22 protein-coding genes, 1 other RNA gene and 1 other annotated feature are annotated in these 24,468 nt (G+C 44.9%); of the genes, 3 read left to right on the plus strand and 20 right to left on the minus strand.

All coding sequences use genetic code 11. From position 1 onward, the window contains the following. Positions 1-7 precede the first annotated feature (7 nt). Positions 8-664, plus strand: coding sequence for an amino acid ABC transporter permease (locus NSQ16_RS13860; RefSeq protein WP_003229784.1), 657 nt, complete (start codon positions 8-10; stop codon positions 662-664). A 34-nt stretch (positions 665-698) separates the two neighbouring features. Here the strand turns inward: NSQ16_RS13860 and NSQ16_RS13865 are convergent, their stop codons facing one another. The 8 genes from NSQ16_RS13865 to cymR form a co-directional block, all read right to left on the minus strand. Continuing rightward, positions 699-830 carry a YrzQ family protein gene (locus NSQ16_RS13865; protein ID WP_003229780.1) on the minus strand — a complete coding sequence of 44 codons (132 nt, stop codon included), beginning with the start codon at positions 828-830 and terminating at the stop codon, positions 699-701. A 21-nt stretch (positions 831-851) separates the two neighbouring features. Beyond that, entirely contained in the window at positions 852-1,043 is a 192-nt protein-coding gene (locus NSQ16_RS13870; RefSeq protein WP_003225893.1) for a hypothetical protein, read from the minus strand. An 11-nt stretch (positions 1,044-1,054) separates the two neighbouring features. Beyond that, positions 1,055-1,579, minus strand: coding sequence for a PRC-barrel domain-containing protein (locus NSQ16_RS13875; RefSeq protein WP_129138188.1), 525 nt, complete (start codon positions 1,577-1,579; stop codon positions 1,055-1,057). Positions 1,580-1,634: 55 nt separating this feature from the next. Next, entirely contained in the window at positions 1,635-4,031 is a 2,397-nt protein-coding gene (locus tag NSQ16_RS13880) for an ATP-dependent RecD-like DNA helicase (RefSeq protein WP_230488297.1), read from the minus strand. Between the two features lie 24 nt (positions 4,032-4,055). Further along, entirely contained in the window at positions 4,056-4,676 is a 621-nt protein-coding gene (locus tag NSQ16_RS13885; protein ID WP_230488347.1) for a tetratricopeptide repeat protein, read from the minus strand. Positions 4,677-4,761: 85 nt separating this feature from the next. Further along, positions 4,762-5,877 (minus strand): tRNA 2-thiouridine(34) synthase MnmA, encoded by a 1,116-nt coding sequence (gene mnmA, locus NSQ16_RS13890; RefSeq protein WP_004398509.1) that lies wholly within the window; start codon positions 5,875-5,877, stop codon positions 4,762-4,764. A 27-nt stretch (positions 5,878-5,904) separates the two neighbouring features. Then, positions 5,905-7,047 carry a cysteine desulfurase family protein gene (locus NSQ16_RS13895; RefSeq protein WP_014477512.1) on the minus strand — a complete coding sequence of 381 codons (1,143 nt, stop codon included), beginning with the start codon at positions 7,045-7,047 and terminating at the stop codon, positions 5,905-5,907. 18 nt (positions 7,048-7,065) lie between these two features. Beyond that, positions 7,066-7,482 carry a cysteine metabolism transcriptional regulator CymR gene (cymR, locus tag NSQ16_RS13900; RefSeq protein WP_003225879.1) on the minus strand — a complete coding sequence of 139 codons (417 nt, stop codon included), beginning with the start codon at positions 7,480-7,482 and terminating at the stop codon, positions 7,066-7,068. 203 nt (positions 7,483-7,685) lie between these two features. Between cymR and NSQ16_RS13905 the strand changes: the two genes are divergently transcribed. Beyond that, positions 7,686-8,951, plus strand: a complete 1,266-nt coding sequence (locus NSQ16_RS13905; protein ID WP_015714437.1) for a replication-associated recombination protein A — start codon at positions 7,686-7,688, stop codon at positions 8,949-8,951. A gap of 39 nt (positions 8,952-8,990) precedes the next feature. Here the strand turns inward: NSQ16_RS13905 and NSQ16_RS13910 are convergent, their stop codons facing one another. The 5 genes from NSQ16_RS13910 to NSQ16_RS13930 all read right to left on the minus strand — a co-directional run bounded on the left by NSQ16_RS13910 (position 8,991) and on the right by NSQ16_RS13930 (position 13,709). Next, entirely contained in the window at positions 8,991-9,755 is a 765-nt protein-coding gene (locus tag NSQ16_RS13910; RefSeq protein WP_070547595.1) for a tRNA threonylcarbamoyladenosine dehydratase, read from the minus strand. A gap of 82 nt (positions 9,756-9,837) precedes the next feature. After that, positions 9,838-10,030, minus strand: a non-coding RNA gene (gene ssrS / locus NSQ16_RS13915) — 6S RNA. A 60-nt stretch (positions 10,031-10,090) separates the two neighbouring features. Continuing rightward, positions 10,091-11,869 (minus strand): aspartate--tRNA ligase, encoded by a 1,779-nt coding sequence (gene aspS / locus NSQ16_RS13920; RefSeq protein ID WP_003229758.1) that lies wholly within the window; start codon positions 11,867-11,869, stop codon positions 10,091-10,093. Between the two features lie 13 nt (positions 11,870-11,882). Beyond that, the gene (hisS, locus tag NSQ16_RS13925) at positions 11,883-13,157 is read right to left on the minus strand and encodes a histidine--tRNA ligase (protein WP_003229755.1); all 1,275 of its coding nucleotides are present in this window, start codon (positions 13,155-13,157) and stop codon (positions 11,883-11,885) included. Positions 13,158-13,246: 89 nt separating this feature from the next. Continuing rightward, positions 13,247-13,479, minus strand: a binding site (T-box leader). 59 nt (positions 13,480-13,538) lie between these two features. Next, positions 13,539-13,709, minus strand: a complete 171-nt coding sequence (locus tag NSQ16_RS13930; protein WP_004399157.1) for a YrzK family protein — start codon at positions 13,707-13,709, stop codon at positions 13,539-13,541. Between the two features lie 132 nt (positions 13,710-13,841). Here NSQ16_RS13930 and NSQ16_RS13935 point away from each other — a divergent pair, with 132 nt between their 5' ends. Continuing rightward, on the plus strand, positions 13,842-15,398 hold the full coding sequence (locus NSQ16_RS13935; protein WP_004399040.1) for an SH3 domain-containing protein: 1,557 nt from the start codon (positions 13,842-13,844) through the stop codon (positions 15,396-15,398). A gap of 26 nt (positions 15,399-15,424) precedes the next feature. On the opposite strand, the gene dtd is transcribed toward NSQ16_RS13935, so the two are convergent. From dtd to secDF, 7 genes are all read right to left on the minus strand, one after another. Continuing rightward, the gene (gene dtd, locus NSQ16_RS13940) at positions 15,425-15,865 is read right to left on the minus strand and encodes a D-aminoacyl-tRNA deacylase (RefSeq protein ID WP_004398689.1); all 441 of its coding nucleotides are present in this window, start codon (positions 15,863-15,865) and stop codon (positions 15,425-15,427) included. Between the two features lie 12 nt (positions 15,866-15,877). After that, on the minus strand, positions 15,878-18,082 hold the full coding sequence (relA, locus tag NSQ16_RS13945; protein ID WP_003229747.1) for a GTP diphosphokinase: 2,205 nt from the start codon (positions 18,080-18,082) through the stop codon (positions 15,878-15,880). Positions 18,083-18,249: 167 nt separating this feature from the next. Then, positions 18,250-18,762, minus strand: coding sequence for an adenine phosphoribosyltransferase (locus tag NSQ16_RS13950; RefSeq protein WP_003229745.1), 513 nt, complete (start codon positions 18,760-18,762; stop codon positions 18,250-18,252). Positions 18,763-18,767: 5 nt separating this feature from the next. Beyond that, positions 18,768-21,128 carry a single-stranded-DNA-specific exonuclease RecJ gene (recJ, locus tag NSQ16_RS13955; RefSeq protein WP_230488299.1) on the minus strand — a complete coding sequence of 787 codons (2,361 nt, stop codon included), beginning with the start codon at positions 21,126-21,128 and terminating at the stop codon, positions 18,768-18,770. A gap of 66 nt (positions 21,129-21,194) precedes the next feature. After that, entirely contained in the window at positions 21,195-21,518 is a 324-nt protein-coding gene (locus tag NSQ16_RS13960; RefSeq protein WP_003229740.1) for a lipopolysaccharide assembly LapA domain-containing protein, read from the minus strand. A gap of 75 nt (positions 21,519-21,593) precedes the next feature. Next, the gene (locus tag NSQ16_RS13965; RefSeq protein WP_003229739.1) at positions 21,594-22,091 is read right to left on the minus strand and encodes a cation:proton antiporter regulatory subunit; all 498 of its coding nucleotides are present in this window, start codon (positions 22,089-22,091) and stop codon (positions 21,594-21,596) included. 157 nt (positions 22,092-22,248) lie between these two features. Then, positions 22,249-24,462, minus strand: a complete 2,214-nt coding sequence (gene secDF / locus NSQ16_RS13970) for a protein translocase subunit SecDF (RefSeq protein ID WP_230488300.1) — start codon at positions 24,460-24,462, stop codon at positions 22,249-22,251. Positions 24,463-24,468 lie beyond the last annotated feature (6 nt).

Genomic DNA, 24,468 nt, shown 5'->3' on the forward strand with positions numbered 1-24,468 from the left:
AGTTACATTGGATTTCATCGGTGCTTATTCACAGGAGCATTTAGCGTTTTTATGGGATGGCTTTCTCGTCACCTTGTACGTTGCTTTCATCTCCATCATTCTGAGCTTTTTCTTCGGTTTAATCGCAGGCACCCTGCGTTATGCGAAAGTTCCCGTTCTTTCTCAATTGATTGCGGTTCTCGTTGAAACGATCAGAAACCTCCCCTTGCTGTTAATTATTTTCTTTACGTTTTTTGCCCTTCCGGAAATTGGGATTAAGCTTGAAATTACAGCTGCTGCAATTACAGCACTAACGATTTTTGAATCCGCTATGCTATCTGAAATTATCCGAAGCGGACTGAAATCAATTGACAAAGGACAAATTGAAGCGGCGCGCTCCTCCGGGCTGAGCTATACACAGACCCTGTTCTTTATCGTCATGCCGCAAGCGCTTCGCCGCATGGTTCCGCCCATCGTAAGCCAGTTTATTTCTTTATTAAAAGATACATCGCTCGCTGTTGTGATCGCCCTGCCTGAACTGATTCACAACGCGCAAATTATTAACGGCCAAAGCGCAGACGGCAGTTATTTTTTCCCGATCTTTTTACTTGCGGCCCTTATGTATTTCGCAGTCAACTACAGCCTTTCACTCGCAGCAAGACGCCTCGAGGTCCGGCAAACATAGAAAAGGATACTCTTTGGAGAGTATCCTTTTTACATTAAAACATTTTCGTAATTCTTCTTCTCATCCGCTTCATGCTTCGATTATTCAGCATGTCAGATTGAGTCGCCATTCGGTACACGAGAGCTCCGGCTCCCATTGCCAAAAGAGAAGTCATCGTCCGATTCATCCTGCGCATCTCCTTTCATGATTAAAAATTGATGCTGCGTTCATCCTCAGAAAACAAATCATCCAAGCTGCTTAACGTTCCGTCTTCTTCCACCTGATGAGTTGCAATCTTCCCTTTCGCCACTGTCAGTTCAATAAAACAGCCCCAGCAATAATATTGGTTCACGCCGATTTTGCCGATATCCTTACTTTTGCAATTCGGGCATATAAGCATACCTCACACCTCTATCCGTTCAGAACGATCTCGTCTTTCCGCACCTCGACAAGCGAATCCGCTCTTTGGATCTGGCGCTTGCTTCCCGCCAGGTCAGAAAAGAAACCGTCCGAAAGTTCATATGCTACGATTATGCCCCTGTCCAAACAAAAGTATACATCTTCCAGCATTCCCAATATATCGCCCTCTTGCGATTTCACAAGCTTCATCTTCATCTGCTCGTATGTGAAGCATAATTTCGGAAGAGGCAAAAGCTGTTCTGAACTGACCGAAGCCAATATGCGGTCATCAAGAATGGAAGAGATATCACACGCCCGTAATAGCGCATGATGATGATGCAAAAAGCGTTTTTGTGCAAGAATAAACCCAAGACAATCTCCTTTCAGAGAAAAACAAATATCGGAAATTGTCCCAAGATAACTAGAAGTTCGTTCTGAGTATACTGGGAATCCTTCTACTTCATGGCATGTTCTCAAAGTGTGATCAACCACCTTTTGTTGAACAGGCTTAGGTTTTGCTTTGCGCCTTAGACTCATACGATGAAATCAATTCCACTGCAAATGAAAAAACTCCCGCTTACACGGGAGCATTTTATTGCTGTTCTTCTTTCATAAAATCGAATGGTGTAATGCCTTCCATGCCAATGTTGGCGTCGTGTACGCTGAACGGGAGCTCTTTTTGCAAAGCCTCAAGCTCGGCATCCATTTCCTCAACCTGTACGGACAGCCTGTTTTTCAAGGAGGTCTGCCTGACAGTTGCATCATTATTTTTCACGCCCCACTCCAGCGCCTCCTCCTCACCGCATAAAATGAGAAATTTCTTCGCTCTTGTAATCGCGGTATAAAGAAGGTTTCTTCTGAGCATTCTATAATAGCCTTTCACAACAGGCAAAACCACAATCGGAAATTCACTTCCCTGCGATTTATGAATAGAACAGCAATACGCATGGGTAAATTGATTAAAATCTTTTTTCGTAAATGTCATTTCATTGCCGTCAAAAGAAACGACGGCCATGTCTTCTTTTTCTGTATTTTCCTTTGCATAAAATATCGACGTGATTTCGCCAATATCTCCGTTGAACACATTGTTTTCCGGCTGATTGACAAGCTGCAAAATTTTATCTCCGGTTCTGTAGACAACATCCCCGAACTTCAATTCTCTCCGTTTTTCTTTAGGAGGATTTAAAATGTCCTGCAGCATCACATTCAATTCATTAATGCCGGCTTTTCCTCTGTACATCGGAGCGAGGACCTGAATGTCCTTTGCTGTATAGCCTTTTTTCAATGCATTGGCGACAACCTTCTCAACTACTTCTTTGATTTGCGACCCGCCGCAGCGAATAAAGGAACGGTCCTTTGTCGGGGCAGTCAAATTGTTCGGCAGCAATCCATTTTTCATCTGGTGGGCAAGCTCGACGATTGATGACCCTTCTGCCTGGCGATAGATGTCTGTCAGTCTCACAGTCGGAATCACCTGGGATGCCAGCAGGTCTCTGAGCACTTGTCCCGGACCGACGGAAGGCAGCTGGTCTTCGTCTCCGACAATGATGATTTGTATATGATCAGGGATCGCCTTGAACAAATGATTCGCCAGCCATATATCAAGCATACTGGCTTCATCGATAATTAACAGCTTCCCTTCGATCGGCTGATCCTCTGTATGAGTAAAGCCTTCAGCACCGTTCCAGCCAAGCAGCCTGTGTATCGTAACTGCAGGAAGTCCCGTTGATTCACTCATCCGTTTTGCTGCTCTCCCTGTCGGAGCGGCCAAAACAATCGGAAAAGCTTCATCCTTTTTATAAGCTGACGGATCTAGTGACACACCGTGAAGCTCTCCGTAGAGCTCGACAATCCCTCTGATTACCGTCGTTTTCCCTGTTCCCGGACCGCCTGTTAAAAGAAGCATCGGCGAGGAAAGGGCTTTTTGAATCGCTTCCTTCTGGCTGGGGGCATACTGAACGTTCATCCGTTCTTCCAGTTCTCCCAACGCGAGCAAAAACTCTGATTCGGGAAACTGGTTCTCATATTCGGTTTGGCTAGCGATATGTTTCACACGCTTTGCAACGTTTTGTTCTGCGTAAAACAGCGATGGAAAATAACAGCGGCCATCTTCTATGACAATGTCTTTATTTTCTCCAAGGGCAATAATCGCGTTAGCGGCATCCATTTCTGTGATGCGCTGCCCTTCCCTTGCTGACTGGTTTAACAGAGATTGGGTGTCAATGATCAGCTGTTCTGTTTCTATGTACGTGTGCCCCTCTGACAGACAAGTCGCTTCAAGCGTGTACAAAATAGCAGCTTTTACCCGCTCAGGATGGTTACCCGAAAGACCCATTCTGCTGCCCAGCTCATCCGCTTTCCCAAACCCGATGCCTTCTACATCCTTCACAAGCTGATAAGGATTTTCCTGAATCTTTTCAAGCGTCTCGGATTCATAGGCTTGATAGATTTTCATAGACAGCTGCGGGCCAAAGCCAAACTGATTCAAGGAAATCATGATTTGCTCCAGTCCCTGATGCCGCTGCAATGCGCCAGCCAGCGTGTCTGCTTTCTTTTTTGAGAGTCTTGGAACATCATAAAGCACTGAAGCGTCAGCCAATATTTTATTAATGGCGCTGTCGCCCAGCTTTTTCACAATTTCTTCAGCAGTTTTTTTGCCGATTCCCTCGAATAAATCACTCGATAAATATTGAATGATGCCTTCCTTAGTCGTTGGAATCTCCTTTTTGAAATGCTCCGCCTGAAATTGGAGCCCGAATTTTGGATGGGTTACGATCTTTCCGTAAAACGTGTAGGTCTCTTCTTCTTGAAGCGCAGGGAAGTAGCCCGTCACGGATACGGCTTTATCTTCAATGGCTTCGGAGGTCTCTGTGACTTTCACTTTCAGAACCGTATATAAATTGGTGTCATTATGATAGATGACTGTGTTGACTGTCCCTTTTAAATAGGGCTCTTCCTCCAGTTTAAGCTGATCCGGATGCTGCTGCACGAGCTGTCCCTCCTCCTGTGCCTGTTATGATGGATCAATCAGTTTTTTAGCATGAAGCGCAAGCATATGATATGGCTGGATATCGATTGCCTTGTCCAGCATTTCCAGCGCTTTTTCTCGGTTTTCTTTATAAGCATAAGCGACACCGGCATTATAAAATGCATCAGCATGCCCCGGGTCTTGCTCTGTCACAACTGAGAATTGGCTGAGCGCTTCGTCCAGTATGCCCTCGTTGGCTAAGCACATCCCGAATTGAAAGCGCGCTTCCGTATCGTTTTCATTCAGTTCGACAGCTCTTTGTAAATATGGCAGTGCAAGCTTAGGCTGTTCGAGCTTGACAAGTACCGTTCCGAGCATGTAAAACAGGTCGCCGTTTTCCATCCCCGCACGTAGCGCTTTTTCAAACATGTCTTTCGCTTCTTTGTACATTTCTTTTACAACATAGACATTTCCTGCTCCATAATAAGCAGTGGCTGCGCTACTGTCTAATTCAAGCGCTTTATCATAAAACGCAAGCGCACGTTCCAGCTCGTTTACAGATGAAAGAAGGTTGGCAAAATTGATATACGGAATCGCGTCTTCTTTATTTTCTTCAATCGCTTTTGTAAATGCCTCTGCCGCTTTCTCGTAATCGCCTTCCTGCATCGCCTCTATACCGAGTTGATTATAATCCACCGATCATCTTCCTTTCATTAAAAAACCCCAACTCAGTGTTGAGGTTTTTCATCTTTTATACGTACCACAATTTTGTTCCGTCTTTGTACACATCATCAATTGTCCCGCCGCCAAGGCATTCTTCGCCGTCATAGAAGACAACGGCTTGTCCCGGCGTTACAGCGCGGACTTGTTCATCAAAGATGACTTCCGCTTCACCCTCGCCAGTCATGCGCACCGTTACTTTATGATCTTCTTGGCGGTAACGGAATTTAGCCGTGCAGGAAATCTCTTCGCCCTTCATGATATCCGATCGTACCCAGCTAATATTTGTTGCTGTGATTTTGTCAGAATATAAAAGCGGGTTATGGAACCCTTGATCCACGTAGAGGATGTTCTTTTCAAGATCTTTGCCAACCGCAAACCACGGCTCGCCGCTTCCGCCGATGCCAAGGCCGTGACGCTGTCCGATCGTATAGTACATCAACCCGTCGTGGCGGCCTTTTACTTCGCCGTCCATCGTCATCATATCGCCCGGCTGTGCAGGGAGATATTGGCTGAGAAACGTTTTGAAGTTGCGTTCGCCGATAAAGCAGATGCCTGTACTGTCTTTTTTCGTCGCTGTTGCAAGTTCTGCTTCTTTGGCAATTTCACGCACACGGCTTTTTTGAAGTTCGCCGATCGGGAACATGACTTTGCTCAGCGTATCTTCTGTCAGCTGATTCAGGAAGTACGTTTGATCCTTGTTTTCATCAATGCCGCGCAGCATTCTGACTTTTCCGCCGCTTCTGTCTACTCTTGCATAGTGGCCAGTCGCTAAATAGTCGGCGCCAAGTGACAATGCATGCTCCAAAAAGGCCTTGAATTTAATTTCTTTGTTGCACAGTACATCCGGGTTTGGTGTTCTGCCTGCTTTATATTCATCAAGGAAGTATTGAAATACCTTCTCATAATATTGCTTTTCAAAGTTTACGGCATAATACGGAATTCCGATTTGGTTGCAGACGCGGATCACATCTTCATAATCCTCTGTCGCCGTGCAAAAACCGTTTTCGTCCGTATCGTCCCAATTTTTCATAAAGATTCCGATTACATCATAGCCCTGTTCTTTTAACAGCAGGGCCGCCACAGATGAGTCTACTCCGCCGGACATGCCGACGACGACTCTTGTATCCTCCGGCCGTTTTTCCATTTCATTCACTCCAATTACTAAGCCGCCTTATTGTGTCAGCCGTTTGACAACGTCGGCCACATGTTTGGCAGCAGTTTTCACTTGCTCAGCCGTATTGCCGAGGCCGAAGCTGATTCGAATAGAGGACGTCAGCCGGTCACTCTCTTCTCCGAACATAGCAGTCAGAACATGTGACGGCAGGACTGAACCGGCCGTGCACGCTGAACCGCTGGAGACAGCGACACCCGCCATATCAAGATTAACCAGCAGCGCTTCCACTGACACACCGGGGAAATAAAGATTCAGAACATGCGGCAGACTATGCTCTTTGTCCCCGTTGATCTCGAATGCCACACCTGCATCTCTAAGCGTGTCGGCAAAGATTGCTTTAAACGATTGATACTTCTCGTTTTTTTCGTCCCGTTCTTCACTTGACAGCTTGATCGCTTCTTTCAGCCCGACAATGCCTGGAACATTTTCGGTTCCGGCACGGCGTTTTCTTTCTTGCTCTCCTCCGAATAAAAGCGGTGAAAGCTTCACATCTTTACTAGCATATAAAAAGCCTGTCCCTTTTGGCCCGTTGAGCTTGTGCCCGGAAACAGACAGAAGGTCAATATGGCTGTTTTTCACATCAATTGGCAGCAACCCGAATGCCTGAACAGCATCGGTATGAAAATAAGCTTTGTGTTCCTTTAACAGCTCACCGATTTCTTCGATCGGCTGCACTGTTCCAACTTCATTATTTCCATACATCACTGTCACAAGGATTGTATCATCACGCAGTGCTTCTTTCACCTGTTTTGCACTGACTCTTCCATTTTGGTCAACGTCCAGATACGTTATGTCAAATCCGTCTTCCTCAAGTTTTTCACATGTGTGAAGCACGGCGTGATGCTCAATTTTTGTTGTGATGATATGTCTGCCAAGATCTTTTCTTGCAAGTGCGGTTCCCATGATCGCCAAGTTATCAGCTTCCGTTCCCCCACTTGTAAAAATGATCTCCTGCTCTGCCGCTCCGATTTCTGCTGCGATCTGCGCTCTTGCTTCATCCACCCATTTTCGAGATTCTCTGCCAAATGAATGTATACTGGAGGGATTACCGAAACTGCCGGAGAAGTGCGGTATCATTTTTTCCAGCACGCGCTCATCCATCGGAGACGTTGCGGCATGATCTAAATAAATCCGTTCCATTATGTTTACACCCCTGATCTAAATATAGAACATATAAGCTTCTTGCTCTCCGTCTGTATAGCTGGCAAGATCCTCTAATGTTGTACTGTCTAAAACCTCTTTTACAGCATCCCGGATGCGAATCCAGAGCTCACGCTTGGCAGGCTCCTCATCTTCCAGCACTTCAACAGGGCTGATCGGCCCCTCAAGCACACGGATAATATCTCCCGCGGTAATGGCATCCGGCTCACTGCCTAATACATATCCGCCATATGCGCCTCTGATGCTTTTCACTAAACCGGCATTTCTGAGCGGCGATACCAGCTGCTCCAAATAATGCTCGGACAAATTATTCGTCTGTGCGATGCTTTTTAATGAAGTCGGGCCTTCACCGTGCTTTTTTGCAAGCTCGATCATAATGGTGAGCCCGTATCTTCCCTTAGTTGATATTTTCAACATGAACACCTCTGTTATTTCATGATTTTCCACATTTATAATGGTAATTTCTATATGTTTCGTCCGTTTATTATCTTATAGACCAACTGTTATTATAACATACCTTCAGCGAATTTTCATTGAGGCAGAAGGAAAGGGGGCCTTTCCCCTTTTCTAATGTACGGTTTTCCGTTACCCTGTAATTAAGTAAGGAGAGATGATAGATGAAGCCATTGGCATATCGGATGCGTCCGACAAAAATAGAGGATATTATCGGCCAGCAGCATCTGGTGGCTGAAGATAAAATTATTGGCAGAATGGTCCAGGCAAAACATTTGTCATCCATGATTTTGTACGGGCCGCCCGGAATTGGAAAAACATCAATCGCAACAGCAATCGCCGGTTCAACAAGTATTGCTTTTCGAAAGCTGAATGCTGTCATTAACAATAAAAAAGATATGGAAATCGTAGCTCAGGAAGCCAAGATGTCCGGCCAAGTGATTTTGATTCTGGATGAAGTCCACAGGCTGGATAAAGGAAAACAGGATTTTCTATTACCCTATTTAGAAAACGGGATGATCATTTTGATCGGAGCAACGACGGCTAACCCGTATCATGCCATTAATCCGGCGATCAGAAGCCGGACCCAGATTTTTGAGCTTGAACCGTTAACACCTGATCTGATTAAACAGGCACTGGAACGTGCGCTCCATGATGAACATCGGGGCCTTGGCACCTATTCAGTATCCATTGATGATCAGGCGATGGAGCATTTTGCCCACGGATGCGGAGGAGATGTCCGCTCCGCTTTAAATGCGCTTGAGCTTGCCGTGTTGTCAACGAAGGAGTCAGCAGACGGTGAAATTCACATTACATTAGAAACCGCTGAAGAATGCTTGCAGAAAAAAAGCTTTTCTCACGATAAAGATGGTGACGCGCATTATGATGTACTGTCCGCTTTTCAAAAATCGATCCGCGGCTCTGATGCCAACGCTGCTCTTCACTATTTGGCTAGATTAATTGAAGCCGGTGATCTGGAGAGCATCGCAAGACGATTGCTTGTTATCGCCTATGAAGATATCGGTTTAGCAAGCCCGCAAGCCGGCCCTAGAGTGCTGAACGCTATTCAGACCGCTGAGCGAGTCGGGTTTCCTGAAGCGCGAATCCCTCTGGCCAACGCAGTTATTGAGCTTTGCCTCTCACCGAAATCAAACTCTGCCATTCTGGCAATCGATGAGGCCTTGGCAGATATCAGAGCCGGAAAAATTGGGGATGTCCCAAAGCATTTAAAAGACGCGCATTATAAAGGAGCTCAGGAATTAGGAAGAGGAATCGACTATAAATACCCGCACAATTACGACAACGGTTGGGTCGAACAACAATACCTCCCTGATCCTCTGAAAAATAAGCAATACTATAAGCCGAAACAGACTGGAAAGTTCGAATCTGCCTTAAAGCAGGTGTACGATAAATTAATGAAAAGAAAATAAAACAAAAACAGCCTTGATCATCAAGGCTGTTTTTATGCATTATTTATCCTTCACACGTTTGATCTCAATGTCTTTCAAAAGATCCATGACAACATGGCCGCCCATAATCAAACCTGCAACTGACGGCACAAAAGCATTAGAGGAAGGCGGCATTTTTGCTTTACGGATTTTCGCTTCGTCATTTCCCACTTCTTTTCTGACATCTTCCCGAATGACAATCGGGCTTTCATCAGAGAAAATCACTTGGACGCCTTTTTTGATACCCTCTTTGCGTAATTTCGTACGGACGACCTTCGCAATTGGATCAGTGTGCGTTTTTGAGATATCAGCGATTTGGAAGCGTGTCGGATCCGTTTTATTTGCAGCACCCATGCTGGAGATGAGCGGAATATCCCGTTTTAGACATTCTTTCATTAAATGTATTTTATAACAAATGGTGTCTGACGCATCAATGACATAGTCAAGATCATAGTCAAAAAATTGCTCATACGTTTCTTCCGTATAGAACATTTTTAACGCGATCACTTCGCACTTCGGGTTAATGTCTGCGATCCGCGCCTTCATTAAATCAACTTTCGGCTGTCCGACAGTTGAAAGCAGCGCGTGAAGCTGACGGTTTACATTTGTAATGTCGACATCATCTTTGTCGACAAGCAGAATGCGGCCGACGCCTGACCGCGCGAGAGCTTCCGCCGCGAACGATCCGACTCCCCCGACTCCAAGCACAGCAACTGTGCTGTTTTTCAGCGTTTCAAGGCCTTCTTTTCCGATAGCTAATTCATTGCGTGAAAACTGGTGTAACAAGAACCTCACTCCACATTCGTATTCTGGTTTCATCTATAAAATGGCTGATCCATGAGCAGCCGTTTTTTCTGCGCACAAAAAATAAAGTCCCAATAGTGCCGTTGCAGCTTTCCTTTGTTTTGAACCCGCTCTCAGCAGGTGGGTGCCCTCTTTTAAATCTTGTAAGTCCTCTTTACCGAATGAAAAGAGGCATGTACGCCATTTAAAAATGCGGGCTCCCAAATCAAAAAAATGTTCGGTCAAAACTAGGTGTACAACTAACACATCAGGACTTTATTTAACTTGTCAAAATCATATCACAGACGATTTTGATTTTCAAGAATCGAACTGCAAATTCAGTTCTTAACTTTTTTCTTGATAGAAAGATGAAGCTCGTCAAGCTGGGCGTCGCTTACTTCGCCTGGCGCTTCTGTCATCAGGCAGCTTGCACTTGCCGTTTTCGGGAATGCAATCGTATCTCTCAGGTTCGTACGTCCAGCGAGAAGCATAACGAGACGGTCTAAGCCGAGTGCGATTCCGCCGTGCGGAGGAGCGCCGTATTCAAATGCTTCCAGCAGGAATCCGAACTGTTCAGCCGCTTCTTCTGGTGAGAAGCCGAGAAGCGCAAACATTTTTTCCTGAATATCCTTTTCGAAAATACGGATTGAACCGCCGCCAAGCTCATAGCCGTTTAAGACGAGGTCATAAGCTTGCGCTTTCATGTCTTCAGGCGCTGTTTCAATCAGCTCAAGGTCTTCTCGGACAGGCATTGTGAACGGATGGTGCGCTGCGTAAAAACGGCCTTCTTCCGGATCATGCTCTAATAGCGGCCAGTCGATGACCCATAAGAAATTGAACAATTTTTCGTCAATCAGTCCGCGTTCTTTCCCAAGCTTTAAGCGCAGGGCGCCGAGTGATGCGGCCACAACTTCGAATTGATCCGCTCCGAACAGCAGCAAATCACCTTCAGCAGCATCAAGTGCTTCAATCAGCTTAGACTGCTTTTCTTCATCAAAGAATTTAGCGATCGGGCCTTTCACTCCGTCTGCCTCAACCTTCACCCAGGCAAGCCCTTTTGCCCCGTAGTTTGCAGCAAAAGCGCCAAGAGCGTCGATGTCTTTTCTGGAGTAATCGCCGGCACCGCCTTTTACATTGATGGCTTTGACCACGCCGCCGTTTGCTACAGCTGATGAGAACACTTTAAATTCCGTATCCTTTACAATGTCAGACACATCCGTCAAAAGCATGTCAAAACGCGTATCCGGTTTATCAGACCCGTACTTGTTCATTGCTTCGTCATACGTCATTCGAGGAAGAGGAAGCTGAAGTTCCTCACCTTTTGTTTCACGCATAACCTTTGCCATCATCTCCTCAGCCAATGACATAATGTCTTCCTGGCTCATAAAGGACATTTCAATATCAATTTGCGTAAACTCAGGCTGACGGTCCGCACGCAAGTCTTCATCGCGGAAACAGCGGGCAATTTGATAATATCGTTCAATGCCTGATACCATCAGAAGCTGTTTAAATAGCTGCGGAGACTGCGGCAGCGCGTAGAACTCACCTTCGTGCACACGGCTCGGCACCAAGTAGTCACGTGCGCCTTCAGGCGTGCTTCCTGTTAAAATCGGCGTTTCAATATCAAGAAACCCATTTTCATCTAAAAAGCTGCGAACAGCTTTCGTCACGTTATGGCGCAGCTGCATCGTCTGGAACATAGCCGGTCTGCGCAAATCTAAGTAACGGTGTTTTAAACGAACGTCCTCTGACACTTCTTCAGCTTGATCAGAAATCGCAAATGGAGGTGTCTTTGCAGCATTTAATACGTTCACTCCATCAGCATGTATTTCGATCGCGCCTGTTTTCAAATTCGGATTAACTGTTCCCTCTTCACGCGCCACCACTTTTCCTTGAATATCAAGCACGTATTCATTTCTGATGCCTTCCGCAATAGCAAGCGCTTCTTTTGACACATCAGGGTTAAAAACGACTTGAACAATGCCCGTACGGTCACGCAAGTCAATAAAAATCAATCCGCCGAGGTCTCGTCTTTTTTGGACCCAGCCTTTCAGCGTTACAGATTCGCCAATTGCTTTTTCAGTTATATCACCGCAATAATATGTTCTTCCAAACAATGCGTTTCACTCCTTATCCCTTTTGGTTTGCCTTCATCACATGTATAAATTCATCAAGTGCCACTTCAATCTGTTCGCCCGTCTGTGCATCCTTTACATTGATTTTGTTTTGGGCAAGCTCATCTTCACCCAAAATCGCAATAAATCTGGCCTTTAAGCGATCAGCTGTTTTAAACTGGCCTTTCATTTTCTTATTTTCATAATCGATTTCACTGGAAATGCCTGCTTCTCTCAGTTTGTACACCAATGAAACAGAATAATCCTTTGCTTTTTCGCCGAGTGTGACGATATAGCAGTCGATTCCCTTATCAACAGGCAGCTCTCTTTTTTCAGCATCAATTGCGGCAAGCAAGCGTTCGATGCTCATCGCAAATCCGATGCCCGGTGCTTCAGGTCCGCCGATCTGTTCGACAAGCCCGTCGTAGCGTCCGCCGCCGGCAAGTGTCGTAATCGCTCCAAAGCCCTCCGCATTGCTCATAATTTCAAATGCGGTGTGGTTGTAATAATCCAGCCCTCTCACAAGGTTCGGATCGATTTCATACGAAATGCCAAGATCATTTAAGTATTGTTTCACTTTTTCAAAATAAGCGGCTGATTCTTCATTTAAATATGTCAAAATCGAAGGTGCCGATTTCATCAGCTCATGATCACGGTCTTTTTTGCAGTCCAAAATTCTAAGCGGGTTCGTGTGCAGCCGGGACTGGCAGTCTGAACAAAATTCTTCGATGCGAGGCTCGAAGTGTTTCACGAGCGCTTCTCTGTAGCTTTTGCGGCTATCTTGATCGCCGAGACTGTTTATGACAAGCTTAACGTTTTCTAAACCTGCTTTTTCATAAATACTCATCGCAAGCGCCATTACTTCAGCGTCGATTGCAGGGTCTTTCGAACCAATCGCTTCAATTCCAAACTGATAAAACTGGCGGTAACGGCCCGTCTGAGGACGTTCATAACGGAACATCGGCCCGACATAATAAAGCTTTGTCGGCTGTACAGGATTTGCGAACAGCTTGTTTTCATTAAAAGCGCGAACCGCAGCAGCTGTTCCCTCCGGACGAAGCGTCAGGCTTCTGCCTTTGCGGTCCTCGAAGGTATACATTTCTTTTTGTACGATATCCGTTGATTCTCCGACGCCTCTGGCAAACAGTTCTGTATGCTCAAAAATCGGTGTGCGGATTTCTTTATATTGATAAGTGCGGCAAGTGTCTCTCATAATTTGTTCAACAAACTGCCAGCGATCTGATTCTCCAGGCAGAATATCCTGTGTTCCTCTCGGAATGTTATATCCCATAGGTAGACCTCCTTATGTATTCCTTATAAAATATCCAATGATCGTTAATGATGAAAATGAAAAAAACTCCCGCCCCTACTATACATGATAGTAGGGACGAGAGTTATACCCGTGGTGCCACCCTAGTTGGAATACGTTCATATTCCCGCTCGATCCTTTAACGCAGGTTCACGTTCACTGCCTAATGGCGTTATTCACGCGTTCAGCAGGAAACCTCCGGAGTGTTGTTTCGAGAAAGACGCAATGGGATCCGCTTTCAGCCTGGGGCGGGTTCCTCTCTAATCATGCAATCTGACCTACTCTTCTCCATTATTGGTTCAAATCTTTCATCATTTGCTATGTACTCAATTTCTATTATAATAATGGGATTGGGGTTCTCTGTCAAGCTTTATTCCGGTTGTTTTTCCTCAGCGCTGCTTCTTTGGACATAAGACCAAATTCAGATGCTGTTTCCGTAAGATAACCAGTCGTATCGGGATCTGCGTGATCGCTGTAATGCAGATTCGCTTCACCGTCGTGAAATGCACGTCCCATTTTTGGATGATATTTCATGATTTGCACACCTTTTTGATTGTATTTACGCTTAGTATAAACAAATCATTTTATTTTTATTTAAAAATCAGAAAGGACTTTACGATATTAAACAAGAATGCTTTTTTAATGATCATCAGAAAGGAGGACACAATGAACAAGAAATACTTTGTCCTTATTGTATGTATTATTTTCACCTCAGCGCTATTCCCGACCTTTTCATCCGTTACAGCTGCTCAAGGAGAAGCGGTCATCGCAACAGATGAAATGAACGTCAGAAGCGGCCCAGGGCTTAGCTACGGCATTACAGCGGAAGTAAAAAAGGGAGAACGCTATCCAATTTTAAAGGAAGATGGAGACTGGGTGCAGATACAGCTTGGTTCTGGAGAAAAGGGCTGGGTAGTCTCCTGGCTTATTACAAAGGAAGACCAGGCCAGCACAAGCTCCTCAGGAAGCAGTGACACTGTGACATCAACAGACCCCGATCTGCGGATGAGAAGCGGCCCGGGCACTTCCTACGAAGTCATCGGCAAATTCCCGCAAGGCAGCCAAGCATCTGTCATTGATAAAGATTCGGGCTGGATCAAGATATCCTATCACAGTGCCACCGGATGGGTATCATCTGAATATGTCACATCAGGAGGCAGCAGTTCAGCGTCTGATGAGAGTGACCAAACCGAGGATTCCGGTGCGTCAACGACGGGCACAGTCGGTGTTTCTTCGCTAAATGTAAGAGCCTCCGCCTCACATGACGCGGCAATTATAACAAAACTTGATCGCGGAACGAAACTGACGGTTCTCAACGAGAAAAATGGCTGGGCTCACATTGAGGTGAACGGGCTAAAAGGCTGGGTTGCAAGCCATTACCTTTTGACTAGTTCTGTTCCAGCTGATGATTCAGCAAATGCCGGCAGTTCATCCTCCGCTAAAAAAGCCTATATCATGTACGGAGGAACGAATCTAAGAAGTGATGCGTCAACATCAGCTTCGATCGTTGAGCGCGCTGCCAAAGGAGATTCATACACCATTACCGGTTCAAAGGGAAGCTGGTATGAAATAAAGCTTGATAACGGGCAGACTGCTTATGTAGCCAATTGGGTGGTCCAAACGTCTAAAAGCGCAGAAGAAGCAGGTGAACCGCCAGTCTCTGATTCCCCGTCTGGAAACGGCTCTCTAAACAATAAAACGATTATTGTTGACCCGGGACATGGAGGAAAAGACAGCGGAACGATCGGGTATTCGGGGAAATTCGAGAAAAACCTGACGATCAAAACGGCAAAACTGCTCGCCAGCAAACTTAGATCGGCTGGAGCGGATGTATATGTGACACGCCAGGATGATACCTTTGTCAGCCTGCAGTCACGGGTCTCTACCTCTCACTACCGTAACGCTGACGCCTTTATCAGCATTCATTATGACAGCTATGCGGATACCTCTACAAGAGGCAGTACAGCATATTACTACAGTCCTGCCAAAGATCAGGAACTCGCATCAGATGTCCACTCAGAAGTGGTGAAGCGTTCTTCCATTCCAGACCGCGGCGTATTATTCGGAGATTATTATGTGCTCCGGGAAAACAGACAGCCCGCTATGCTGTACGAGCTGGGATATGTAAGCCATCCGCAGGAAGAAGCCATTGTACATAGCAATTCATACCAAGAAAAAGTAACAGATGGGATCGAAAGCGGATTAGAGAAATACTTCCAATAAAAAAAGCTGCCTTTTGGCAGCTTTTTTTATTTTGAATCCATAATGAGCGTGACCGGTCCGGAGTTTGTAAGCTGAACATCCATCATTGCTCCAAACGTTCCGGTCTCCACTTTGATTCCTTTTTCACGAAGCAGGTCATTCCATTTTTCATAAAGACCTAAAGCTTTATCAGGTTTGGCCGCGTTCATGTAGTTCGGCCGGCGCCCTTTTTTCGTATCTCCATAAAGCGTAAACTGTGAGACGGATAAAATCTCTCCTCCTATATCTACAAGAGACAGATTCATTTTCCCTTCACTGTCATCGAAAATACGGAGATTGACAACTTTATCGGCTAAATAAGCTGCATCATCTTCTGTATCATCGTGAGTGATGCCGACCAGCACCATAAGGCCTTGTCCAATTTGGCCGACGACCTCTTCGTCCACTGTAACGCTTGCTTCTGTTACTCGCTGAACAACTAATCTCATTTTCTAACCCCTTTAGTTCATGACGCGGCGCACAGAGTAGATATCTCTAATCTGTTTAATACGCTCGACGACTTTGTGCAAGTGATTGATATTCTGAATAAAAATCGCCATATGAATGGTTGCCACTTTATTGCGATCCGATTTGCCAGAGACAGATGAAATATTTGTTTTCGTTTCATTCACTGCCTGGAGCACCTCGTTCAGCAATCCGCGGCGGTCATACCCAAGAATCTCTATCTCAACATTGTATTCCTTGCGCTTTTGAACTTGTGACTCATGCTCCCACTCTACCGGGATCAGCCGCTCTTGGGCTTCATTCGTTTTGACATTCGGACAGTCTTCGCGATGGACCGAAACCCCTCTGCCTTTTGTGATAAAGCCGACAATATCATCACCTGGCACAGGATTGCAGCATTTTGATAAACGGACAAGGAGGTTGTCGATGCCCTTGACACGAACGCCAGCTTCCCGTTTTCTTCCTTGCGGGTACGGCTTAGGTTCCCCAGTAACTTCCTGAACGATCTTTTCCTGTTCTTCCTGGTCGCGCTGCTTTCTCTCTTTTTCTGTTAGGCGGTTCGCCACCTGCAGAGCCGTAATGCCGTTGTAACCGACCGCCGCGTACATATCCTCTTCATTTGAGAAATTAAATTTGTCAGCAACCTTTTGAATATTCTCCGGCGTTAAAACATCCTTCAATTCAAAATCCAGGTTTTTAATTTCTTTTTCGACCAACTCACGGCCTTTTTCGACATTTTCTTCACGCCGCTGTTTCTTAAAGAATTGACGGATTTTATGCTTCGCTTGGGATGTTTGGGCAAGCTTCACCCAATCCTGGCTCGGGCCGTAGGAATGCTTAGAAGTGAGAATTTCAACGATATCACCTGTCCGAAGCTTATGGTCAAGCGTAACCATTTTTCCGTTTACTTTGGCACCGATTGTTTTATTGCCGATTTCAGAGTGAATCCGGTAAGAAAAGTCAATCGGAACAGAACCGGACGGAAGCTCGATTACATCTCCTTTTGGCGTAAAGACATACACCATGTCAGAGAACAAATCAATTTTGAGCGATTCCATAAATTCTTCTGCATCTGTCGATTCATTTTGAAATTCTAAAATTTCACGGAACCAAGAAAGCTTTTTCTCAAAGGTTGCACCTTCATTGGCTGCTTTCCCTTCTTTATAAGCCCAGTGAGCCGCAACCCCGTATTCAGCTATTTCATGCATTTCAAAGGTGCGGATCTGCACTTCAAGCGGATCGCCTTTAGGCCCAATAACCGTTGTATGAAGCGATTGATACATATTCGGCTTCGGCATTGCGATATAATCTTTGAATCTGCCGGGCATCGGTTTCCAGCATGTATGAATGATGCCAAGCACCGCGTAGCAGTCCTTTATGCTATTCACAAGAATACGGACAGCCAACAAATCGTAAATTTCATTGAATTGCTTATTTTGCAGCACCATTTTTCGATAAATGCTGTAAATATGTTTCGGGCGTCCCGAGAAGTCAGCCTTGATATTTACTTCTTCGACACGTTTCTTCACTTCATTGACAACCTCATCAACATAAAGCTCACGTTCTGCGCGTTTCTTCTTCATGAGGTTGACAATTCTGTAATATTGCTGAGGGTTCAAATAACGGAGCGCCGTATCTTCCAATTCCCACTTAATTTTTGAAATCCCGAGACGATGCGCCAAAGGAGCAAAAATTTCCAGCGTTTCATTGGAGATTCTCCGCTGTTTTTCCTGAGGCAGATGTTTCAGTGTCCGCATATTGTGAAGACGATCCGCCAGCTTGATCAATATGACCCTGATATCTTGAGCCATAGCGACAAACATTTTGCGATGATTTTCCGCCTGCTGTTCCTCTTGAGATTTATATTTAATTTTGCCGAGTTTCGTTACGCCGTCTACAAGCATTGCCACTTCTTCGGAAAATGCTTCTTTCAGGTCATCGAGCGTCACATCTGTATCTTCCACGACATCGTGCAAAAATCCGCCCGCGATTGTGGAAGGGTCCATTTCAAGATCAACGAGTATCCCCGCAACCTGAATCGGATGAATAATATATGGCTCGCCCGATTTGCGGTATTGCTCGCGATGAGCATCTTCAGCGTACAGATATGCTTTTTCGACAAATGCGATATGCTCATCAGATAGATAGCTGCGCGCTTTATCTATAACTTGCTCGGCAGTCAATACTTGTTCGTTCGCCATGGAATCACCTTTTTTAAAATGTAAACTGTATTGTAGTTTATTATCAAGAAAAAAACGAAAGATGTAAAGAGCAGAAGTTCAAATAGCCAAATATTATATAAAATAAATGCAAAACAATAGGAAAAAAGCACCCTGACATGGAGTGCTTTTTCGTTATGCGGTTATCCTTAGTATTTCATCAATGTTAAGATGTCGTAATCTTCGAGCTTATTTCTGCCGTCAAGGTAAGAAAGCTCGATTAAGAAAGCGATACCAGCAACAACGCCGCCAAGTTCTTCAACAAGTTTGATTGTCGCTTCAATTGTGCCGCCTGTCGCAAGCAGGTCATCTGTAATAAGCACACGCTGACCAGGCTTAATCGCATCTTTGTGGATCGTTAATACGTCTTTTCCGTATTCCAAGCCATAATCCACTTTGATTACTTCACGAGGCAACTTGCCTTCTTTGCGGACCGGCGCAAAACCTACGCCAAGCGCGTAAGCAACGGGACAGCCGATAATAAAGCCGCGTGCTTCAGGGCCAACGACCAAATCAATTTGCTTTTCTTTCGCATATTCAACAATTTGATCTGTGGCATAGCGGTATACATCGCCTTTATCCATCAGTGTCGTAATATCTTTAAATTGCACGCCCTCTTTCGGGTAATCCGGTACAATTGTTACGTATTGTTTTAAATCCATCTGTTTTATGTCCTCCTCGTACTTTCATAAGCCTCTGAATCTTGTTTCATCAGCTTATTCAGCCATTCCTTCAGCTCTTCAGCAGAAGAATAATTCAGCTTTTGATCCAGTTCCATCAGCTGCTGTTTCGCCTGATATGTTTGTGAGTCTGTTAAGTCGCGTTTCTTTGCTCCGCTCACAACAGACAGCACACCATTCTCTATTTTAACAAAACCGAGATCAAAAAACACCTTTGTCATGAAATTGATTGTTTCAACGGACCAGCCTTTATGTTTTGCAAGCTCTGAACCGTGTTTTTTCACGTCAAAAGCGCCTCTTTTCAGCAAGAACGCATAATACCATTTAAAGTGGTCTCTTGCGGGAAAAGTTGATAAAAAGTGGTCCTCATGATTGAGAAAAATAAAATATATCCGCTCGGGCGCCTTTCCTTCCAGCAAACGTGCGAGCATGTCCAGCGAAGGCGGCGGATCCAGTAATACAATATATGCACCATCGAGGTCAAACGCCTTTGCTTGATCTTTAGAACTGATGACGTGCACTTCTCGGCGAAGGTCTTCAGTTTGAAGTAATGTTGTTGAGTCTTCTTTGAAAGAGACAATGGCCCGTTTAGCAGATGGAAGGGCGGAAACTGTGTCTTCCCACGTCCGTTTTCCCCTTAAATCAAACAGCTGCCATTCAGAAACAGCGGCATCCTTTATCATAAGCTGCGGCTTTTTTCGATTGTTCCATTCGTTGATTGACATTTCACCGACAATGGAAATTCTTGAACCCGGTACGATGCCTTCTTCAAGCTCGCCTTTATTAAAACCGACGCAATCAAGCTGGGACGACTCGTTTCTGATCGTCATTTTGACATGAGTTTTATTTGCCCCTATCTTGCGGACATCTTCCAGTACTGCGTTTTCTACGAGAACGTGCGGTTTCGGGTTCAGCATGCCAAAAGGAGACAGCATGTTCATTTCTGCGATGCTTTCAACTGTAATGTCTTCGACGCCGCAGACAAGGTCGACTTCCTGTACGGGAATAAAATCCTCTTCCGTAAGCGTATTGTCCGCTATTTCATTCAGCCTGCTTCGCAAATCCGGCACATCTTCGGCTTTCAGCGTCATCCCCGCAGCCATTGGATGGCCGCCGAAATGAGGAAGAATATCTCTGCATTCAGAAAGGCTCTCAAATAAATTAAATCCTCTGATGCTTCGGGCCGAACCTTTAGCGATTCCCTTTTCTTCATCAATGCCAAGAACAATGGCCGGTCGGTAGAAAAGGTCCACAAGCTTTGAAGCCACAATCCCGACGACTCCCGGGTTCCATCCGGCTTTGGCCACGACAATTGCAGTTTGATCGAGCCCTTGCTGTTCAACCATTTCAATCGCTTCATCCGTCATTTTGCTGACCATTTTTTGGCGCTCTTTGTTCAGCTGGTCAATTTCTGCGGCAAGCTCTTCCGCTTCAAACGAATCCTCTGACATAAGCAAATGAACAGCGGGATCCGCCTGTTCGATTCTTCCGACGGCATTCAGCCTTGGTGCGAGCTGAAATCCGACTGTTTCTTCGTTCGCTTCTCCGATGTCTCCGCCTGACAGCTTAATCAGCTCTTTTAAGCCGAGCCGATTTGTCCGTCGAAGCCTTTCAAGTCCTAGTGTTGCTATTAATCTGTTTTCGTCATGCAGCGGGACTAGATCGGCAATGGTGCCGATAGCCGCCAGGTCAAGCAGTTCATCAGGAAGTTCACCCAATAGAGCGTGGGCAAGCTTAAACGCGACTCCAACCCCGGCAAGCTCTTTAAACGGGTAAGTGCAGCCAGGCTGCTTCGGGTGGACGATCGCACGGACATCCGGAAGCTCCGGTCCCGGTTCATGATGATCGGTAATGATGACATCCAGTCCGAGTTCCTTTGCCACCTTCGCTTCATGCACAGCGGCAATTCCTGTATCAACCGTAATGATCAAAGAGAAGCCCCGTTCTTTAATCGAACGAAACGCCTGTTCATTAGGTCCATATCCTTCTTTAAAACGGTCAGGTATATAAAAATCAACTTGAGCCGACAGTTTTTGCAGCGTGTGAAGCATCACTGACGTACTTGTAACCCCATCGGCGTCATAATCGCCATATATCATAATCTTTTCTTGTTGTGAAATCGCCTGTTTTATTCGATATGCCGCTTCTTTCATGCCTTTCATTTCAAAAGGATCATAAAAATCGGCATCCTTTGTATGTAAAAACAGCCTAGCGCTTTCTGCCGTATCAAAGCCTCTTTTTACAAGCAGGGACGCAACAAGAGGTGTTATATGCAATTGTTCTGTGAGTGATTTGACCTTATCCTGATCTGGTCGCTGGATTTCCCATCGCATTTTTGACGCTAACATAAATTCACCCCTCAACCACCCTATTATACTAGAGCAGGCTGAGGGGTTTCAAATAATATTCGAAAACTAGTCTTTTTTCTCAATCATGGCTGATGCATCCTGTGTGTCAGTCTGATCAGCAAGATGAGTATCCTCTTGTTTATGTATTGCTGTTCTATTTTCTTTCCGCAAGGTTTTTATTTCCCGCTTCAATTTCATTACCTGAAAAATGCCGACAGAAAATACGATCAGCGCTCCCATTAAAACTGAGCCCAAAATAACAAGAATGAGCGGCCATTCTGATCTTCCAAACAGGTAATCAACTTCTACGGATCGAACATTAATGACTGCGAAAATGGCGACAATTAAGGTGAAAATAAGTGCGAAAATAATGGTCCATTGTTTATTCATTCTCTTTTCCCCCAAACTTCTTATTGAGGTAACTTTCCCCATCAAGACTGGTTTTAAACATGGCTTAACACTAGGTCAAGCTCCCTTTGCTGTTAATTTTTCCCGGATCAGCCTCTTCAGTCCGGTTCCCTCACCGGAAATCACAAGTGTATCGCCTTCGTCAATGACTGTTTCAGAGCTCGGATTCAGTTGTTTATCCTGATTCTTTTTAACAATTGCAATGACCGTCACATGATATTCCTGACCCACATTCAAATCACCAATCGTCTGATGAATGGCAGGCGCTCCCGCCTCTGCTTTACACCACTCTATAATCAAATCATCAAGGGCTGACTCGACCTGTTCTAATGCTTTCGGTTTATATGCCATTCCGCCAAGAATTGCAGACATTTGCCTTGCTTCAGCGTCATCAAACTGCACGGAGGCAACACATTCCTCATGGTCGTTTTCGTCAAAATAGTAAAGCTCTCTCCGTCCGTCATGATGAATGATAATTGAAATTTTATCACGGTTTCTAGTAATCATTTCAACTTTTTGTCCTATGCCCGGCAGCTCTGATTCGCGAACCCTCATATATAAACCCTCCTACATATCTGAAAACCAGCCATAAACACTTTTAACACCATATATATGTTTAAATGTAAGCGTATGTCATTATAGCAAATGTCTATTTTAAGTTCAATGAAACTTCAAAAAACAGGCTGCCCTGCAGAGGACAGCCTGATATTTTTTATTGTGCCGAATCTTTTTTCAGTTCTCTTCCTTTCCATGCAAGCCAAATTTGTGCGGCAATGTATAGAGAAGAATAAACGCCTGTTAACAGCCCGACCAATAAAGCAATTGAGAAGTTAGTAATAGAAGATGCTCCAAAGATCAGCAATGTCACAACAACAATCACAACAGTTAATACAGTGTTAATTGAACGTGTAAAGGTTTGCTGCAGGCTCAGGTTTACTATATGGTTCAGATCGGCAAATGTTTTCGGCTTACGCTTTTTCATATGCTCGCGGACCCTGTCAAATGTAACGATTGTATCGTTAATGGAATACCCGATTATCGTCAAGATGGCCGCGATGAACGTAACATCTACCTCAAGCCTTGTAATACTGAAGAACGTGACGATAAAGAATGCGTCATATAGCAATGAAGCGATGGCAGCAATCGCCATTTTGTATTCGAATCGGATTGAAACGTAAATAATGATGCCAATAGAAGCTATAGCAACTGCGTACAGCGCATTTCTTGCCAGCTCCTTACCGACTGTCGGTGAAACTGTGCTGACATTTGGCTCTGATCCGTATTTGTCTTTAAAATACGTTTTTACTTTTGCTATGGTTTCTTTATCTGGCACCCCGACAAAACGGGCAACACCGATATTGCTCTTTTCGCCTGACAGAACTACAGTATCAGGGTCCATACCCAGAGATTCAAAGTCCTTCTCAACTTGCTCTGTCATCAGCCTATGGTCGCTTTGCACTTCAATCCGTGCACCGCTTGCAAAGTCAATGCCAAGATTCAGCCTGAACACAAGCAGGATAATAATCCCGGCAACCGTGACCGCACTGGAGAAAATAAAGAAGTATTTGCGTTTGCTCGTGAAATCCCATTTTTGGAATGGCGTATGCGGCTCTGTATTTTCATCCGTATCCTGAATATCCATGATATGTTTCTTATTGACACCAAACCAGCCTTTTTTCCGATCAAGCCATCTGCTTTCCACAAGGAGAGCGAGGAGAAATCTCGATAAGAAAACGGCAGTGATAAAGCTTGTCAAAATCGATAGGATCAGCATTGTCGCAAACCCTTTAACAGAGCTTGTCCCAAAGATAAAGAGCACAACCGCTGCAATAATGGTTGTAATATTCGCGTCAAAAATCGTCGCAAATGACCGTCTGTTTCCTGAACGGAAGGCAGAGCGGACTGACTTTCCTAACTTGAGCTCTTCTTTAATCCGCTCATAGGTAATAATGTTGGCGTCAACAGCCATCCCGACACCTAAAATGAGAGCGGCAATTCCCGGAAGCGTGAGTACGGCATTCATCCAGTCAAAGATCTGGAGTGTAATGTAGATATAAACAGATAGCGTAATCACCGCGATTAATCCCGGCAGACGGTAATAGAAAAGCATAAATAAGAAAATAATTGCAATACCGACAATACCGGCAAACACCGTATCATGGAGAGCCTGCTGGCCGAATTGTGCGCCTACTGATGTCGAATACTTTTCAGTCAGTTTTACAGGAAGCGCACCGGCGTTTAAAATGCTGGCTAAATCTTTCGCTTCTTGAGCTGTGAAATGACCTTCAATTTTTACATCAGTTGTATTTAGTTCCTGACTTACATTTGGAGCGGATACAAATTTAGGATGCTCTTTTTGAACTTCTTTCTTAAAGGAATCACCTTTATCATAATCCAGCCAAATGACAAGCTGGTTGTTTGGCGCCATTTTCATGACCTTCTTGGTCACTTCACCAAATTTATCAGCGTCTTTCAGCTTAATCGTGACAATTGGCTCATTTGTTGTGCTATCATAAGTTTGTTTAGCGCCGTTTTCGACTAAATCAGCACCGTTTAACAGTTCCTTATCATTTGTATCTCTGAAAGAAAGCTGCGCTTCAGTCGCCAAAATTTCACGCGCTCTGTTTTGGTTTGTCACACCAGCGAGCTGAACGCGAATCCGGTTATTCCCTTCAATTTGGATGTTCGGTTCGCTGACACCGAGAACATTGGCCCGGCGGTTCAATGCCTCTACTGTGCTGACCAGAACATCTTTTGTGATTTTGTCACCTTTTTTTACAGGCTGTACATCATACAGCACCTCAAATCCGCCTTGCAAATCCAATCCTAACGTAATATTGTTAGCGGCAGGCTTCGTAAAGTAGCCCAAGCCCGTGCCAATCAATAGAACGAAAAGGAAAAACGCAATCAAGCGTCCTTTTTTCATTATGTA

The organism is Bacillus sp. PS108, assembly GCF_037963335.1.
Lineage (GTDB): Bacteria > Bacillota > Bacilli > Bacillales > Bacillaceae > Bacillus > Bacillus subtilis.